Genomic DNA, 14,870 nt, shown 5'->3' with positions numbered 1-14,870 from the left:
TTCCTCCAATGCCCGGCGAGCCGCCCTCCCGGCCCGGGCAGCCGCCGTCCGGCGACGGGCAGCCCGCGTCCGGCGACGGGCAGCCGCCGTCCGCCGACGAGCTGGGGTTCGGGCCGCTGGAGCCGCTGTACGGACCGCCGCCGCCCCCGCCCCCCGTGCCCGCCCGGCCCCGGGACCCGTACGCCGTCGGGCTCGCCAACGCCTCCCTCCTGGGCATCGGTTACGCGATGCTCCGGCGCCCCCGCATCGCCGCCGGCGCGGCGGTCGTGTCCGTCGTGCTCGTCGTCGTGCTGGCGACCGCCGGGCGCAACGCGTGGTTCCAGGGCGTCGTGCTGGCGTGGTGGATCGGCGTCACGGTGCACGGCTGGTACCTCGCCGGCGGTCGCCTGCCGCGCCGCGGAGCCGCCGCGCCTCCCGCCCCACCCTCCGATGACACCCCGCCCCCGGGCGCCCGCCGGGACCGGCTCGTCGCCCTCGCCGTCGCCGCCCCCGTCCTCCTCGCCTGCACCGCCCTCCGCCTCGACGCCTCCCGCATCGAGGACAACGCCGCCGACGCCCACCGCGCCGGCGACTGCGCGCAGGCCGTCTCCGACCTCGACGGCCTCTGGCTCGGCCACCGCCTCGCCGACGCCCCGCTGACCGCCCGCGCGGACGACAGCACCGAGGCGTGCGAGCTGCTGCTGAAGGCCGACCGCCAGTCCGGCTCGGACCGGGTACGCGCCGCCCGCACCCTCCAGGTGTACGCGGAACACCCGGCCGCCGTCTGGCAGGGCGCCGACAACCGCCGGGCGGACCTGCTCCTCGGCCAGGCGAAGGACGAGCTGAACCTCGGGCTGACCGGCGACACCGACGCGCTCGGCGCGGGTTTCGGCCACCTCGGCAGCGTCCTCGACGAGTTCACGGGCGAGCACGGCGCCCCGGACCGCAGCGGCGACGTGGACAAGGCGCTGGACGGCTTCCTCGGCGCGCTGCCGACCGACGACCCGTGCCAGACCGAGCAGGTCACCGACTGGCTCGCGCAGCGCGAGGGCGGCGGCGACGGGCTGGACCGCGCCGCCGACGTCGTCCCCGAGGTCGCGCCCGCCGCGATGGTCGACTGCGGCGACGCGCTGATGGCCGAGGACACCTGGGAGGAGGCCCGTGCGCGGTACCGCGAGCTGCTCGACGAGTACCCCTCGCACGAGCTGACCGACGCGGCCGAGGACGGCGTCGAGCGCGCGACGCTGGCCATCCAGCTCGACAACGTACGCGGACTGCTGTCCACCGACGGCGGCGGCAAGCCCGAGTACTGCGACAACCCGGCCCCGTACCGCGGCGCCGAGCCCTACCGCGGCGGCGGCCCGCACCGCGCGATGCTCTACGGGCAGAACAAGCACCGGTCCAAGCTCCCGTCCTCCTGGAAGGCGAAGGACGCGAAGGACGCGGTGGTGGTGATCTGCGCGGGCGGGTCCCAGAAGGGCAGCACGGTCCAGACCTGCCCCTACGAGTACGGCAAGAACTACGACAAGGTCGCGTACGTGTCGTTCAAGAACCGGGAGGTCCCGGTGCGGGTGTACGAGCTGCGCACCGGCAAGCTGGTGAAGAAGACGCGCGTGGAGATCGGCGGCTCCAGCTGCCCGGCCACGCTGCCGTACACGTACTACGGCATCGACACCGGCCCGCCGTCCAGCATGTACGTCACGTCCTCCGCGTCCGACGTGCGCGCCGGCTACGAGTCGCTGATCCACCCCTGAGAGCCGGGGCCGGTCCGGGACGGTGGCGGCCGTCCCGGACCGGCCCGCGGCGCGGGCCGCTCAGTTGGTCGCCAGCGCGTACGCCAGGTCCGGGACGAACTGCCCCGCCGACGCCGCGCAGCCGTCCGCCTCGCCCGGGGGCTTGACCCACAGCAGCGCGTCCACGGCGTCGTCGCCGGGCGACAGCGTCGGGTTCTCGCCCAGCGCGCGGCCGGGCGGGTCGCACCACTCGCCGTTGGAGCCGTTGCCGTTGCGGCTGGTGTCCACGACCAGGTTCAGGTCGGGGTCGCCGATGGCGGAGAGTATCTGCTTGCCGTAGGCGAGTTCGTCGGCGGTGGTGTGGAAGTTGGAGACGTTGGTGAACACGCCGTCCGCCTCGCTGACCCCGGAGGCCGACAGCCGGGCGGCCTGGTCGGCGGGGGCGTGCCAGCCGGAGTGGCCGCCGTCGAGGTAGACGTGGGCCTGCGGGTCGGCGGACTTCAGGGTGGTGACGGCCTGCCGCAGGGCGGCGTGCCGGGCGTCGCGGCCGGACTGGTCGAGGCAGTCCTCCAGGGCGAGCGCGTCGGTCTCCAGGATGATCACGACCGGGTGGTCGCCGAGGCCGGCGGCGATCAGCTCGATCCAGTTCTGGTACGAGGGCAGGTCGGGGGCGCCGCCGGAGCTGGCGCCGCCGCAGTCGCGGTTGGGGATGCCGTAGACGGAGAGCACGGGCAGCGCGTCGCCGGCCGCGGACATGTAGCCGGCGACCTCCTGCTGCACGGTGCCGGGGTTGTACTGGGCGAGCCAGCGGGCCTGCGGCTGGGAGGCGATCCGGTCGGCGATGACCGGCTGCCGGGAGTCGCCGGGGTTGGCGGCGGTCCACCGCCGGACCTGGGAGTCGGGGTCGACGTACAGCGGGCCGGGCAGCTGGGCGGCGGCGTCGGCGACGGCGCCTCCGGAGGTCTCCGTCGCCGGGGCGGCGGTGGCCAGCCCCGCGAGGGCGAGGCCGGCGCCGAGGAGGCCGGTCAGGGCGGTGCGGTGCAATCGGCGCAGGATGCGTGCGCGCATGGTGGTCCGTCCTTGTCGCGTCTGCCGGAGACCGGTGGCCTCCGGGTGGGAGGTGGGCGAATGGGAGCGCTCCCATGCGATGCCGGAGCATAGTGCCGCGCCGCCGGGTTGGAAACACCGCGCGCACGGCGGAGGGGCGGGCGTGGGACGTACGTCACGGCCGGCGGCCCGCTGGATCCGGGTTACAGTCGTGCGGTGAACGTGGGAGGACCCGAGGACGAGGCCGTCGGCTGCCCGCTGACCGCCGTCGCCGCCAGGTACCTGCCCCGGCTGTCGGAGTTCGCTTTCGAACCGGGGCTGGTCGCGGCCGTCGACCAGCACGCGGCTGCCGTACGCGACGCGTTGGTGCCCCGGCAGCGCCGCCCCTGGCACGACCTCCTGCCGCAGCGGATCGAACGCGTCTGCGCGCCGCGGCGCATGCGGCGCGAGGACCTCACGGACTACGTGGTCGGCTTCACCGACGTGCTGGCCGAGAGTGACTGGCGCGAGCCCGTCGGGTACGACTTCGCGGTGCTGCGGCTGACGGCGGTCTGCTGGCTGATCCGCGAGTACGACCTGCTCTCCGGCTGAGCGGCGCCCCGGCCGTACCCCCGCGGCTCACCCCGCCCCCGGCGTGACGCCCCCCGCCTCTGCGCACCCCTGCCTCACACCCCCCGTCACGCTCCCTGGGTGACGCCCGCCCTCGTGACGCCCCCGCCGTGACGGCCCGCCGGCCGGAGCCTCGACGCCTCTCCGGCCGGCGGGCCCGTTTCCGGGCGCCGCGGTTCAGCGCGTGCCGGCGTGGGTCACCGCAGGTCGTCGCGCTCGTCCGGCCGCGGCGGCACCGTACCCGAGTACTCCTGCCCCACCGGCTGCCCGGCCGCCGCGTCCGCGCGGCCCCGCTGGTATGCCGAGACGCTGTCCCGCGCGTGGGCCGACTCCCGCTCGGCCGCGGTCAGCCAGCGCTCCCAGCGCTGCCGCATCGGCATGACCAGGCCGCCGCCGACGCCCACGATGACGACGCCGGCCGCCGCGGCGAGCACCGCGATCAGCAGCGGGCCGGTGATCGCCGTGGCGATCTGCGCCTGGCCGAGCGCGGCGACCGCGCCGAGGCCGATGATGAACGCCCACGCGATCGTCGCCATCGTCCGGCCGTACGAGGTGGCGCTCAGGGCGTTGCCGACGATGTCGCGCACCGCCGTCGCCACCGCCATGGCGACCATCATGATCACCACCGCGACCAGCAGCTTCGGCAGCCAGGCGACAAGCTGGCTGAGCAGCGTGCTGACGGGGTTCGGGCCGAAGGCGCTCAGCGCGAGCTGGAGCACGACCAGCATCAGCGTGTAGTAGATGATCTTGACGACGATCCCGGTCGCGTCGTACTTCGAGTTCTCCAGCGCGCGGCCGACGCCGCTGCGGTCCGCGAGCCTGCTGAAACCGGCGCTGTGCAGGACTTTGCCCAGCGCCTTGGCTATCAGCTTGACCACGAACCAGCCGACGACCAGGACGAGGAGGAAGGCGATCAGCTTCGGGATAAAGCCGATCAGCTTCGAGAACGCGTCGCTGAAGCCTCCTCCGAAGTCGATCGAGAGGGCGAGTTGCTGCGACATGGTGGGCCTCTTTCGTGGATGTAGGACCCGGGCCGCTGTGCCGTGGGCCTGATCTCCGTCGTAGCACCCGCGCCGCCGCCCCACCCGGCCACCGCCGCGCGGTGTGCGCCGGTCGGGTGACATGTCCCGGCCCGCGGGTGCCGCGCCGGGCGACACGCGCGGGGGGCCTTCCGGTACGGCCGGGTGAACGCGGGCCGCCGCCGGATTGCGGCGCCGGTGACGTCCCGTATCGTCACGAATGCCCCGGTGACCAGGAGGGACCGTGCCGACCGTGCCCGAACCCCAGCCCGTGCTGGCCCCGCCCGCGACCGCGGCCGTCTTCCTCGTCGTCACCGTCGCGCCCGGCGGCGAGAAGGCCGTCCGCGACGTCCTCGCGGACCTTCCGGCGCTCCAGCGCGCCGTGGGCTTCGGCGCCCCCGACGACCGGCTGACGTGCGTCGCGGGCATCGGCGCCACCGTCTGGGGCCGCCTCTTCCAGGGCCCGCGCCCGGCCGGTCTGCACCCGTTCCGCGAGCTGGCCGGCGCGCGGCACCGCGCCGTCGCCACCCCCGGGGACGTGCTCTTCCACGTCCGCTCCCGGCGCATGGACCTCTGCTTCGAGCTGGCCAGACGGCTCTGCGCGGAGCTGGGCGACGCGGTCGAGGTGGCCGACGAGGTGCACGGCTTCAAGTACTACGACATGCGCGACCTGCTGGGCTTCGTGGACGGCACGGAGAACCCGGAGGGGCGGGCGGCCGGCGCGGCGGTGTTCACCGGCGCCGAGGACCCGCGGTTCGCCGGCGGCGCTTACGTGATGGTGCAGAAGTACCTGCACGACCTCGACGCCTGGGAGGCGCTGAGCACCGAGGAGCAGGAGCGGGTCATCGGGCGCACCAAGCTGGGCAACACCGAGCTGCCGGAGGGCGTCCAGCCCGACGACTCGCACGTCGCGCTGAACACGGTCACCGGCGCGGACGGCGAGGAGCGCGAGGTCGTACGGGACAACATGCCGTTCGGCTCCGTCGGCGAGGGCGAGTTCGGCACGTACTTCATCGGCTACGCGCGCGAGCCCGGGGTGCTGGAGGAGATGCTGGAGAACATGTTCCTCGGCCGGCCCCCGGCCGCGTACGACCGGATCCTGGACTTCTCCACGGCTGTGACCGGCTGCCTGTTCTTCGCCCCGGCGGCCGGCTTCCTCGACGACCTCCCGGACCTGCCCACCGCCCTTGGCCCGGCGGCCACCGCCGGCCCCGACCCCGTACCCGACCCTCCGGCCGCCGGAGACGGCTCCCTGGGGATCGGCGGCCTCGAAGGAGCCACGGCACGATGAACAACCTGCACCGAGAACTCGCCCCGGTCACCCGGGCGGCGTGGGCGGAGATCGAGGAGGAGGCCCGGCGCACCTTCCGCCGCCACGTCGCCGGCCGCCGCGTCGTGGACGTCACCGGCCCGGAGGGACCGGAGCTGGCCGCCGTCGGCACCGGGCACCTGGAGGAGATCGCGCCGCCCGCGCCCGGCGCGACGGCGCGGCTGCGCGCGGCGCAGCGGCTGATCGAGCTGCGGGTGCCGTTCACCGTGAGCCGCGACGCCGTGGACGACGTGGAGCGCGGGGCGCGGGACTCCGACTGGCAGCCGGTCAAGGACGCCGCACGCACCGCCGCCTTCGCCGAGGACCGGATGATCGCCGACGGGTACGCCGCCGCCGGCGTCGACGGCCTGCGGACGCGCTCGTCGCTGCCGGAGCTGAGCCTGCCCGCGGAGGTGCGCGACTACCCGGACACCGTCAGCCGGGCGCTGTCCGCGCTGCGGCTGGCCGGCGTCGACGGCCCGTACTCGCTGCTGCTCGGCGCGGAGGCGTACACCGCGGTGAGCGAGACCGCGGACCACGGCTACCCGGTCGCCCAGCACATCGCGCGGCTCCTGGACGGCGAGCTGATCTGGGCGCCGGCCATGAGCGGGGGCCTGGCGCTGTCCACCCGCGGGGGCGACTTCGAGCTGCGGCTCGGGGAGGACCTGTCGATCGGCTACACGGTGCACGACGCGAAGACCGTGCAGCTGTACCTGCACGAGACGCTGACGTTCCTGACGTACACGGACGAGGCGATCGTCGCCCTGCGGGCATGACGGGCCGACGCAACGACGGCCGGGGCGGAAAAGACGGCTCCCCGGACCCCGGCCCGGAGCACCAGCGGGAACCTCTGCTCGGCTGGCTGCGCACGAGCGTACCCGTGGCGTTCATGCTCGTCGCCTACTTCCTGATCCCCCTGCACCTGGTGCGCACGCGCAGCCCCGAGCTGGGCTGGGCGCTCTTCGTGCTGGCGCTCGGCGCGGTCACCGTGCTGCTGCTCCGCGAGATCCGGGCGGTGCTGATGGAGGTGCCGCAGGCCCGCCCCGGGGTCACCATCCCGCTGCTGATGATCGCCTCGATCCTCGTCTTCGCCGCCGCGTACAATCAGATCGCCCAGGAGCCGGGGGAGTTCAGCGGGCTGCGGACCCGGGTCGACGCGTTGTACTTCACGGCTGCCACCGTGGCGACCGTCGGCTATGGGGACATCACCGCGCACGGGCAGACGGCCCGGGTCCTGGTCATGGGGCAGATCACGTACAGCTTCGTCTTCCTGACCGCTGCGGCGACGGCGCTGAGCCGGCGGCTGCGCCGGACGCTCGGCGAGCGGCAGGACGAGGGCGCCGGGCGGGGCGGGTGAGCGGGCGGGACGGGGGCCCGGGCGCGCCCGGGCGTTCACCCGAACGGCCCGCACTAAGTCGTCCGGACGCTGCCCCGGCGCGATGCTGAGAACCCTGGCCGGCCCCTCTGGCGGCCCTCGGTAAGGAGTGTGCGCCGATGACCACCCCCACCAGCTCCTCCCACCCCACCACCCCGACGAGCTCCGCCCCGCCGAGCGGCGGCGGCAGCCCGTGGGCGACGGGCGGCACGGTGTTCGCCGGGGTGCTGATGTTCGTGTACGGCATCCTCGCCGTGCTCCAGGGCGTCGCGAGCCTCGTCGACAACGACGTGTACGCCTCGATCGGCGACTACGTCTACAAGTTCGACCTGACGACCTGGGGCTGGATCCACCTCATCCTCGGCGCCGTCCTCGCCCTCACCGGCATCGGCATCCTCCAGGGCGCCGAGTGGGGGCGGCTGCTGGGCGTCGGGCTGGCGTCCCTGGCGGTGATCGCGAACTTCCTGTGGCTGCCGTACCAGCCGGTGTGGGCGATCGTGAACATCGCCATCGGCGTCTTCGTGATCTGGGCGCTGTGCACCGACCGCTCCCGGTCGCTCATCTGAGGAGCGGCACCGCCCGCGGGGGGGGCCTACCCGCCGGAGCGGCCGAGGAGGGTGCGTACCCCCGCCGCGCTCAGCGTCAGCGCGCCCGGGCTGCCGGTGTCGATGGTGAGGTACACCTCCTCCGACGGCCAGGCGTTGGCCAGCAGCACCAGCGGCAGCTTGCGGTACCTGTCGACGGAGGGCAGCGCGTACCCCATCCGCGACTCGGAGGTGAAGACGGGCACCAGCCGGTCCCCGTTCGGCTGCTCCATCACCGGCAGCATCATGCTCTCCTCGGCGCCCGCCGGCCCCGGCTCCGTGACCTCACCGGGCGGGTCCGGTCTCTCGTCCGGCACGGGTACGAGTACCTCGCTGTGGGCCAGCGCGTGCAGCGCCGCCGGGTCCTTGGCGTCGGTCGCCAGCGCCTCCAGCGCCCGCTGAGTAGTCGAGGGGTCGTTCCCCTGCGGTGCCTCGGTCATGGTCCTTCGCTTCCTCCGGTGTGCCGCGTGCGCGGCCATGGGACCGCCCGCGGCATTGCACTACCTCGTACAGCGCCGAACGTGCCCGCGCTGTCACTCCCGGGAGGGTGGTGACCGTGTCGTTCCGGGTGTGCGCGGGCCCGCAAGGGCCCATAATCCGGGCGATGGACGACCTCGGGGGCTACACACAGAGCGAACCCAGAGCCGGTCACCGACTCGCGTTGCACACCGCCGCCAAGAGGTTACGGGCGGAGTTCCGCGGGGTGTTCGGCGAGGAGACCATCGAGCGGTTCCTGTACGGCGCGTACGGCGACATCTCGGTGCGCGGCGACGTACCGGACGCCTGGCCGCGGCTGACCGAGCGCTACGCGCGTCGCCGGCTGCACGCGCTGGCCCGGCCCGAGGGGGTGGGGCGCGACGGGCCGCCGGTCGTGCTCTACCTCTGCGTGCACAACGCCGGGCGCAGCATCATGGCCATGGGCCTGACCGCCCGGCTGGCGCGGGGCGGCGCGGTGGCCTGGTCGGCCGGGTCCGCCCCGGGCGACGCGGTCGACGCGGCCGCGGTGACGGCGATGGAGGAGCGCGGCATCGACGTCTCGGCCGAGTTCCCTACGGCGTGGACGGACGAGATGGTCCGGGCGGCGGACGTGATCGTCACGATGGGCTGCGGGGACGCCTGCCCGGTGATCCCCGGCAAGCGGTACGTGGACTGGCCCCTGGCCGACCCGCGGGGGCGGCCGGTGGCGGAGGTGCGGCCGTTACGGAACGAGATCGAGCACCGCGTCCGCGGACTGCTCACGGAGCTGGGGATACCGCCGCGGGACTGACGGCACGGGGGCGGCGGGGCGGCCGGCCGGCCGCGGCGTTCCCGCTTCACCCGAAGGGCGGGTGGCGGCGCGCGTGTTGGTCGGCGGGGCCGCCGCCCGCCCTGCGGATCATGGTGAGGCCGCCGTCCGCAGAGCGTGAAGGACCCCCACCGTGCCGCGAACCCGCACCGTACGTACGGCACTTGCCGTGCTCGCCGCCGCCGGCCTCACCGGCTTCACCGGCGCCGTCCCCGCCGCCGCCGAGGACGCCGGGCACCCCGGCCCCGCGGCCCGCCCCCCGCTCGTACGCCACGTCCCGGACGCCCGCGAGCCCGCCGCCGTACCCGCCGCGTCCGCCGCGTCCGCTCCTTCCGCCGCCGCGCCCGGCGCGCCCGCCGCCGTACGGGACGAGCCCGTCTGCACCGGCGAGCACCTCGGCGACGCCCGGCTGGGCCCCGAGCACCTGCCGGGCCGGTGGGAGCCGCGGGTCGGCCCGCTGCTCCAGGGCTGGCGGCCCACCGGCTCCCTCACCCCCGCCGCGTTCCTGGAGAAGTACTGGACGGGCCCGGCCGACGGCGGCGGCTGGAAGTACCCGCCGAACGACGGCTTCGCCGAGGTCAACGGCACCGTGGACCGGGAGGCGACCCGCCTGGTCCCGGGCCAGCTCCTCGACCGCTTCGGCTCGGAGTCCGGCGGCTATCTGGCCCCCGCCGGCGACCGCTACGCCGAGCGCGCGCTGCCCCCGCAGAACCTCCACACCCACGACCCCGACGCCCCCTGCAACTACCACGTCTACCAGGTCACCAAGCCGTTCCGGGCCTGGCAGGGCGCGGTCGCGCCGTGGTTCGAGCAGCCCGGCGGGGGCGAGCAGATCAAGCTGGACCCGGTCTTCCTCGATCCGGGCGAGGGGCAGCGCCTCAACGTCAACTGGCTGGTGGAGCACGGCTACCTGGCGCCCGCCTGACCCCTCAGTCGTGCTCGGAGACGAGGACGGCGACCGTGTCCGGCGCCAGCGCCTCGAAGACGTGCGGTACGTCGGCGGGGTAGCAGGCGTAGTCGCCCGGCTCCAGGACGGCCGGCTCCTCCGCCACCCCCACCCGGGCCCGGCCGGTGCCGACCACGACGTGCTCGATGACGCCGGGGGAGTGCGGGTCGGAGCGGCGCGGGGTGCCGGGCTGGACGGTGACGAGGTAGATGTCGCGGCGCGCGTGGGCGGGGGATGAGGCCAGCAGCGTGGCGGCGTAGTCGGCGCGCTCGGAGGGCACGGACGGCCCCTCGCCGCGCCGGATGACCTGCACGCGCGGGCGGGGCGGCTCGACGAGCCGGGCGAACGGCACGTCGAGCGCGACGCTGAGCGCCCAGAGCGTCTCCACGCTCGGGTTGCCCGTGCCGGACTCCAGCTGGGAGAGCGTCGACTTGGCGATGCCCGCCCGGCGGGCCAGCTCGGTGAGGGTGAGCCCGGTGCGGCGGCGCTCGCGCTGGAGCGACGCGGCGATGGCGTCGAGGGGGGCTCCGCCGCTCTGGGGCATGGCACGCTCCGTTCGCTCCACGGCTGCGTTCGTTCTGTCGGACCTTTATTCGGCTTGACGAACAGCCTAGCGGATGTTCAGCATGGCAGTCATGCGTTCGATATGGCGAACCCGCCGCGGCGGCCTCCCCCGCGACCTCGTCCGCGACATCGCGCTGGTCTGCGCCGCGGACACCCTGGTCGGCGTCTCGTTCGGAGCCATCGCGGTCGGCGAGGGGCTGCCGCTGTGGCTGCCGGTGCTGCTGTCGGTGGTGGTCTTCGCGGGGGCGGCGCAGTTCATGTTCGTCGGCATCGTCGCCTCCGGCGGCACCGCGCTGGCGGCCGTGGCGGCGGGGCTGCTGGTGAACGCGCGGCACGTGCCGTTCGGCTTCACCGTCGGCGACGCGCTGGGCGGCGGGCGGCTGCGCCGGCTCGTCGGCAGCCACCTGATGATCGACGAGACCGTGGCCTTCGCGCTGGCCCAGCGGGACCCGGCGCGGCGGCGGGCGGCGTACTGGGCGTGCGGCGTCGGGCTGTTCGTGTGCTGGAACGCGGGGGTGGCGCTCGGCGCGCTCGGCGGTTCGGCGGTGAGCGACACCGACGCCTTCGGGCTGGACGCGGCGTTCCCCGCGGTGCTGCTGGCGCTGGTGCTGCCGTCGCTGCGCGAGAGGGGTACGCGGCGGGCGGCGCTGGCGGGCCTGGCGGTCGCGCTGGCGGCGGCGCCGTTCCTGCCGGCGGGGGTGCCGGTGCTGCTGGCGCTGGCGGGGCTGGCGGTGGCGGGGACCGGAACGGCGGGGGCCGGAACCGCGACCGCCGGGGAGGCGCCGGGAGCCGGGGACCGGCGCTCCGTCGGCGACGGGCCGGAGGCCGGTCCGTACGGCGATCCACACGGCGGTCCGTGCGACGGCCCGCACGACGATCCGTACGACGAGGAGCGTGTCCCGTGACCGCGACGACCCTGGTGCCCGCCGTCCTCGTGCTCGCCGTGGGCACGTTCGCGTTCCGCTTCGCCGGCCCCGCGCTGCGCACCCGCGTGCGGCTGGAGCCGCGGGTGGAGCGGCTGATGACGGTCGCGGCCATCGTGCTGCTCACCGCCCTGGTCGGCACCCAGGCGGTGCTCGACGACGGCGGCTTCGCGGGGGTCGCGCGGCCGGCGGGCGTCGCGGTCGGCGGCGTGCTGGCGTGGCGGCGGGCGCCGTTCGTCGTCGTGGTGGTCGCGGCGGCGGGCACGGCGGCGGCGCTGCGGCTGCTCGGGGTGGACTGAGCGGGGGAGGGGAAGCTTCAGCGCGCCGCGCCGGTTGTACCGTCGGCCAGCCGTCGGCCAGCCGTCGGCCACCAAGCGGAGGCCCCATGCCCGCACCGCCCGCCGAATCCGCCGCCCCCCTCGTCGTGCGCCACCTGCCCGCTCCGCCCCCGCTGGTCCACCGGGCGTGGACCGACGCGGACCTGCTGGCGCGCTGGATCGGCCCGCGGGGCCACACCGTCCCGCGCGACACCGTCACCGTCGAACCGCACGTCGGCGGGCGCTACGACTACTGTCTGGTCGACTCCGCCGACGGCGCCCGCTACTGGCTCCGCGGCCGCGTCACCGAACTCGCCGCCCCCGGGCTGCTCGTCCTCACCTCCGACCCCGTGCCGGAGTACGGCACCTCCACCCCCGTCACCACCCGCGTCCACCTGGCCCCCGCCCCGCCCGGCACCCGGCTGACCTTCACCCGCCCCTACCCCCCGGACCGCCGCCCCACGGCCCGCGCCACCTGGACCACGTCGTTCGACAACCTGGAGGCGCTCCTGAACACCCTCACGTGACACGGCGACGGGACGACGCGCCGTCTCGCACGTCCCGCCGCCGTGGTCCCGGGGGTCTCCTCAGTCCGCCATGCCGAGCACGGTCAGCGAGTACGGCGTGAAGCCCAGCTCCATCGACCGCGTCACCTCGAACCCGTCCCGCGACACCTCCGCCTCGATCAGCGACCCGGTGAACGGGTCGGTCACGTACACCGACTCCTCGCCCGGGGCCAGCGCCGCCTGGTTCTTCGTCCAGTCGTCGGAGACCTCGAACGGCTCGGTCACCTCGGAGGAGGTCACGACCTCCGCGCGCTCCGGGTCGACGCCGTGCAGACTGCCGTCCGCGGTGAGCGCGAGCCCCTGGTCCCAGTACGGGTCCCAGGCGTACGCGGCGCGCGGGGCCGGCAGCTCGACGCGGCGCATGGTGCGCTTGTCGAGGTCGATCGCGGCCATCGCCTCGTCGCCGAAGGTGCCGAGGACCGCGTTCCCGCTGTGCCCGGCGAAGGAGCTGACGCGCTCCTCCGCGCCCGCGCCGGCCGGGTTGGGGATCTTGTCGGCGGTCCAGCCGCCGTCGCCGCGCTCCAGCACCAGCACGCCGTCCAGGCAGCCGAAGAGCAGCAGGCCGTCGTCGACGGCGTGTTCGCCGTGGAGCCCGGGGCAGTCGCGGAAGGTCTCGACCTCGCGGTTGTGCTTGTCGTGGACGCGTACGCCCACGGGCAGGTCCTCCTCCGTCTTCCCGGGGACGGTGACGACCATCTCGCCGGTCTCCAGCGTCACGGCCACGCCGTGGTGCGGGCCCGCGGCCGTCAGCTCCCGCTCGGGGTCGGTGCTCGCGTGCTCCGCGCCGACGTGCAGGACCTGTGCCGTGCCGGTGCCGTCGTCGAAGACGGTGACGTGCTCGCCGTGCGGCACGGCGTGGGAGGGGTACTCGCCCTCCAGCGAGCCGAGGACGCGGGGGCGTTCGTGGTGCGGGTCCCGGTGCCCGCCGTGGTCCTCCCAGCGGATGCCGGCGTCGACGAGGTGGGTCACGCCCTGCTCGCCCTGCGGCAGCAGCACGTGGGTGCCGTCCTCGGTGCGTACGGGCCGGGACTGGCCCTCGACGTCGAGCGTCCGCACCGTGCCGCCGTCGGCGAGGCCGATCACGCGGACCTTGCCCGAGCCCTGCTCGGTGACGACGGCGCGCAGTTCGGGGGCGCCGTGCGGGACCTTCTCGGCGGGCCAGCCGGACCGGTCGGCGCGGGACGCCTGCGGCGGGCTGCCGGCGCCGGGCTTTCCGCCGCCCGGGTCGTCGTCCTCGTTCTCCGCACACCCGGCGGTGAGCACGAGGGCTATCGCCGCCACACCCGCCGCCAGTGTCTTCCTGCTCTTCGTAATGACAATCATTTTCATGACGATAGCAGGAGTGTGCGCGGACGTCTGCCGCCGGGGGGTACGGGACCGGGGGTGCCGGCGCCCGGAGGCGCGGGCGCGGGGAGGCGCGGACCTGCGGATGTACGGGTGCGGGGGGTGCGCGTACGCGGGCACGCGAAGACCGGCGACCCCACCCAGCGGGGCCGCCGGCCGGTCTCGCGGCTCGGCGCGCCGTGGCTCCCTTCGCGCCGCGGCTCAGCGCGTCCTACGGCTCAGTGCGTCTCGTGGCTCCCGTGCGCCGGTGCGTCGCGGGTCGGCTTCATCGCCTCCGCGTCGTGCTCCCCGGCCACCGTGCCGTCCGGGTTCGTCACCACCAGCAGCCCCGCCATGCCCATGTCCGCGTGGCTCTGGACGTGGCAGTGGTACATCCACCGCCCCGAGCCGACCAGTTCGCCCGCGATGAACTGGAAGCCGAACGAGTCGCCCGGCCCGCAGATCTTGTTGTCGATGATCCGCGTCGGGTCGTCCACGCTGGTCAGCATGCCCGTCCGGTTGTCCGCCCAGCGGTGACCGTGCATGTGGAACGTGTGGTAGAACTCGCCGTGCGTGATCATGATGACCTCGCAGCGGTCGCCGAGGGTGGCCGTGAAGTCGGGCCCGTGGCCGGAGAGGTTGTTGATGGTGTTGTCGTTGAAGACGATGACGAACTGCTTGTCGGGCAGCTTGTCGCCGCGCCGCCGGACGATCAGCCCGCCGTACAGCCCGGCCTTGACGCCGCCGGAGCCGTGCGGGGTGCCGACCGCGTGGTCGTGGTAGTGCCAGTAGCCGGCGCTGCCCGGCTGGATGGTCCCGTCGCGGCGGGTGCCGGCGGTGTGCGAGTGCCAGACGTAGTCGCGCGAACCGCCGGGCGGCACCGCGCTGTTCGTCATCGGCGTGCCGTCGTTGTCGATGTCGTAGTCGACGCCGTGGACGTGCAGGCTGGCCTCGACGTCGAGGTTGTTGACCAGCTTGATCATCATGCTGTCGCCCTCGTACATCTCCAGCAGCGGGCCGGGGATGGAGGGCTTGCCCGGTTCGAGTCCGTAGCCGAGCTGCCCGTCCGGCATGGCCTCGGCGTACATGGTGATCCGCTTGATCTCGCCCAGGGGTTGGGGTTGGGGTTTGTCGTTCGCTCCGGTGACCGTCGCTCCCGAGGTGGAGAGCGCTACCGGGGTCGCCAGTGCGGCCGCGGCCGCACCACTGGTGAACGACCTTCTGGTAAAGACACTGCGCGGCATGGTGGCCCCCGCCTTCTCGCGCGTTTCTGACTCGTCCCTGACAGCCG

Annotated in this window: 17 protein-coding genes; 11 read left to right on the top strand and 6 right to left on the bottom strand. The window is 74.6% G+C overall.

The annotated features are described in order from the left end of the window. Positions 1–8: 8 nt before the first annotated feature. Positions 9–1,733, top strand: a complete 1,725-nt coding sequence (locus ACHZ99_RS04340; RefSeq protein WP_420302958.1) for a tetratricopeptide repeat protein — start codon at positions 9–11, stop codon at positions 1,731–1,733. Positions 1,734–1,793: 60 nt separating this feature from the next. Here the strand turns inward: ACHZ99_RS04340 and ACHZ99_RS04335 are convergent, their stop codons facing one another. Next, positions 1,794–2,780, bottom strand: a complete 987-nt coding sequence (locus tag ACHZ99_RS04335) for a glycoside hydrolase family 6 protein (RefSeq protein ID WP_420302957.1) — start codon at positions 2,778–2,780, stop codon at positions 1,794–1,796. Between the two features lie 195 nt (positions 2,781–2,975). Between ACHZ99_RS04335 and ACHZ99_RS04330 the strand changes: the two genes are divergently transcribed. Next, the gene (locus tag ACHZ99_RS04330; protein WP_420302956.1) at positions 2,976–3,350 is read left to right on the top strand and encodes a DUF6401 family natural product biosynthesis protein; all 375 of its coding nucleotides are present in this window, start codon (positions 2,976–2,978) and stop codon (positions 3,348–3,350) included. Positions 3,351–3,565: 215 nt separating this feature from the next. Here the strand turns inward: ACHZ99_RS04330 and ACHZ99_RS04325 are convergent, their stop codons facing one another. Continuing rightward, positions 3,566–4,369, bottom strand: coding sequence for a mechanosensitive ion channel family protein (locus tag ACHZ99_RS04325; protein WP_420302955.1), 804 nt, complete (start codon positions 4,367–4,369; stop codon positions 3,566–3,568). Between the two features lie 271 nt (positions 4,370–4,640). Between ACHZ99_RS04325 and ACHZ99_RS04320 the strand changes: the two genes are divergently transcribed. The 4 genes from ACHZ99_RS04320 (at position 4,641) to ACHZ99_RS04305 (ending at position 7,637) form a co-directional block, all read left to right on the top strand. Further along, on the top strand, positions 4,641–5,678 hold the full coding sequence (locus tag ACHZ99_RS04320) for a Dyp-type peroxidase (protein ID WP_420302954.1): 1,038 nt from the start codon (positions 4,641–4,643) through the stop codon (positions 5,676–5,678). After that, entirely contained in the window at positions 5,675–6,472 is a 798-nt protein-coding gene (locus tag ACHZ99_RS04315; protein ID WP_420302953.1) for a family 1 encapsulin nanocompartment shell protein, read from the top strand. The genes ACHZ99_RS04320 and ACHZ99_RS04315 overlap by 4 nt, the downstream gene beginning before the upstream one ends. Further along, positions 6,469–7,053, top strand: coding sequence for an ion channel (locus ACHZ99_RS04310; protein ID WP_420302952.1), 585 nt, complete (start codon positions 6,469–6,471; stop codon positions 7,051–7,053). Before ACHZ99_RS04315 ends, ACHZ99_RS04310 begins: the two co-directional genes overlap by 4 nt. Before the next feature lie 137 nt (positions 7,054–7,190). Then, positions 7,191–7,637 (top strand): DUF7144 family membrane protein, encoded by a 447-nt coding sequence (locus tag ACHZ99_RS04305; RefSeq protein ID WP_420302951.1) that lies wholly within the window; start codon positions 7,191–7,193, stop codon positions 7,635–7,637. A 26-nt stretch (positions 7,638–7,663) separates the two neighbouring features. Here ACHZ99_RS04305 and ACHZ99_RS04300 read toward each other — a convergent pair whose 3' ends face one another. Then, a complete protein-coding gene (locus ACHZ99_RS04300) occupies positions 7,664–8,095 on the bottom strand; it encodes an SseB family protein (RefSeq protein WP_420302950.1) in 432 nt (143 codons plus the stop codon). A 164-nt stretch (positions 8,096–8,259) separates the two neighbouring features. Here ACHZ99_RS04300 and ACHZ99_RS04295 point away from each other — a divergent pair, with 164 nt between their 5' ends. Together ACHZ99_RS04295 and ACHZ99_RS04290 are read left to right on the top strand one after the other, a co-directional pair. Further along, on the top strand, positions 8,260–8,922 hold the full coding sequence (locus tag ACHZ99_RS04295; RefSeq protein WP_420302949.1) for an arsenate reductase ArsC: 663 nt from the start codon (positions 8,260–8,262) through the stop codon (positions 8,920–8,922). Positions 8,923–9,073: 151 nt separating this feature from the next. Continuing rightward, positions 9,074–9,865: a TNT domain-containing protein gene (locus tag ACHZ99_RS04290; protein ID WP_420302948.1), complete on the top strand. Its 792-nt coding sequence runs from the start codon at positions 9,074–9,076 to the stop codon at positions 9,863–9,865. 4 nt (positions 9,866–9,869) lie between these two features. Here ACHZ99_RS04290 and ACHZ99_RS04285 read toward each other — a convergent pair whose 3' ends face one another. Next, a complete protein-coding gene (locus tag ACHZ99_RS04285) occupies positions 9,870–10,430 on the bottom strand; it encodes a helix-turn-helix domain-containing protein (RefSeq protein WP_420302947.1) in 561 nt (186 codons plus the stop codon). A 91-nt stretch (positions 10,431–10,521) separates the two neighbouring features. Between ACHZ99_RS04285 and ACHZ99_RS04280 the strand changes: the two genes are divergently transcribed. The 3 genes from ACHZ99_RS04280 (at position 10,522) to ACHZ99_RS04270 (ending at position 12,217) form a co-directional block, all read left to right on the top strand. Further along, entirely contained in the window at positions 10,522–11,355 is an 834-nt protein-coding gene (locus ACHZ99_RS04280; RefSeq protein WP_420302946.1) for an AzlC family ABC transporter permease, read from the top strand. Then, positions 11,352–11,672, top strand: coding sequence for an AzlD domain-containing protein (locus tag ACHZ99_RS04275; RefSeq protein ID WP_420302945.1), 321 nt, complete (start codon positions 11,352–11,354; stop codon positions 11,670–11,672). The genes ACHZ99_RS04280 and ACHZ99_RS04275 overlap by 4 nt, the downstream gene beginning before the upstream one ends. An 86-nt stretch (positions 11,673–11,758) precedes the next feature. After that, a complete protein-coding gene (locus ACHZ99_RS04270) occupies positions 11,759–12,217 on the top strand; it encodes an SRPBCC family protein (RefSeq protein ID WP_420302944.1) in 459 nt (152 codons plus the stop codon). A 60-nt stretch (positions 12,218–12,277) separates the two neighbouring features. Here the strand turns inward: ACHZ99_RS04270 and ACHZ99_RS04265 are convergent, their stop codons facing one another. Continuing rightward, on the bottom strand, positions 12,278–13,579 hold the full coding sequence (locus ACHZ99_RS04265; RefSeq protein ID WP_420302943.1) for a hypothetical protein: 1,302 nt from the start codon (positions 13,577–13,579) through the stop codon (positions 12,278–12,280). 239 nt (positions 13,580–13,818) lie between these two features. After that, entirely contained in the window at positions 13,819–14,823 is a 1,005-nt protein-coding gene (locus ACHZ99_RS04260) for a multicopper oxidase domain-containing protein (RefSeq protein ID WP_420302942.1), read from the bottom strand. Positions 14,824–14,870: the final 47 nt, after the last annotated feature.

The sequence above is a fragment of the Streptomyces sp. MAR4 CNX-425 genome, from assembly GCF_048656465.1.
Lineage (GTDB): Bacteria > Actinomycetota > Actinomycetes > Streptomycetales > Streptomycetaceae > Streptomyces.
Note: the sequence above shows the minus strand (reverse complement) of the source record. Positions and strands in the feature narration are given on the sequence as shown.

Excerpts from the sequence above, each read along its gene's own strand:
- ACHZ99_RS04340 (WP_420302958.1), top strand. The coding sequence starts at position 9 with ATGCCCGGCGAGCCGCCCTCCCGGCCCGGGCAGCCGCCGTCCGGCGAC.
- ACHZ99_RS04335 (WP_420302957.1), bottom strand. The coding sequence starts at position 2,780 with ATGCGCGCACGCATCCTGCGCCGATTGCACCGCACCGCCCTGACCGGC.
- ACHZ99_RS04325 (WP_420302955.1), bottom strand. The coding sequence starts at position 4,369 with ATGTCGCAGCAACTCGCCCTCTCGATCGACTTCGGAGGAGGCTTCAGC.
- ACHZ99_RS04315 (WP_420302953.1), top strand. The coding sequence starts at position 5,675 with ATGAACAACCTGCACCGAGAACTCGCCCCGGTCACCCGGGCGGCGTGG.
- ACHZ99_RS04310 (WP_420302952.1), top strand. The coding sequence starts at position 6,469 with ATGACGGGCCGACGCAACGACGGCCGGGGCGGAAAAGACGGCTCCCCG.
- ACHZ99_RS04305 (WP_420302951.1), top strand. The coding sequence starts at position 7,191 with ATGACCACCCCCACCAGCTCCTCCCACCCCACCACCCCGACGAGCTCC.
- ACHZ99_RS04300 (WP_420302950.1), bottom strand. The coding sequence starts at position 8,095 with ATGACCGAGGCACCGCAGGGGAACGACCCCTCGACTACTCAGCGGGCG.
- ACHZ99_RS04295 (WP_420302949.1), top strand. The coding sequence starts at position 8,260 with ATGGACGACCTCGGGGGCTACACACAGAGCGAACCCAGAGCCGGTCAC.
- ACHZ99_RS04285 (WP_420302947.1), bottom strand. The coding sequence starts at position 10,430 with ATGCCCCAGAGCGGCGGAGCCCCCCTCGACGCCATCGCCGCGTCGCTC.
- ACHZ99_RS04280 (WP_420302946.1), top strand. The coding sequence starts at position 10,522 with ATGCGTTCGATATGGCGAACCCGCCGCGGCGGCCTCCCCCGCGACCTC.
- ACHZ99_RS04270 (WP_420302944.1), top strand. The coding sequence starts at position 11,759 with ATGCCCGCACCGCCCGCCGAATCCGCCGCCCCCCTCGTCGTGCGCCAC.
- ACHZ99_RS04265 (WP_420302943.1), bottom strand. The coding sequence starts at position 13,579 with ATGATTGTCATTACGAAGAGCAGGAAGACACTGGCGGCGGGTGTGGCG.
- ACHZ99_RS04260 (WP_420302942.1), bottom strand. The coding sequence starts at position 14,823 with ATGCCGCGCAGTGTCTTTACCAGAAGGTCGTTCACCAGTGGTGCGGCC.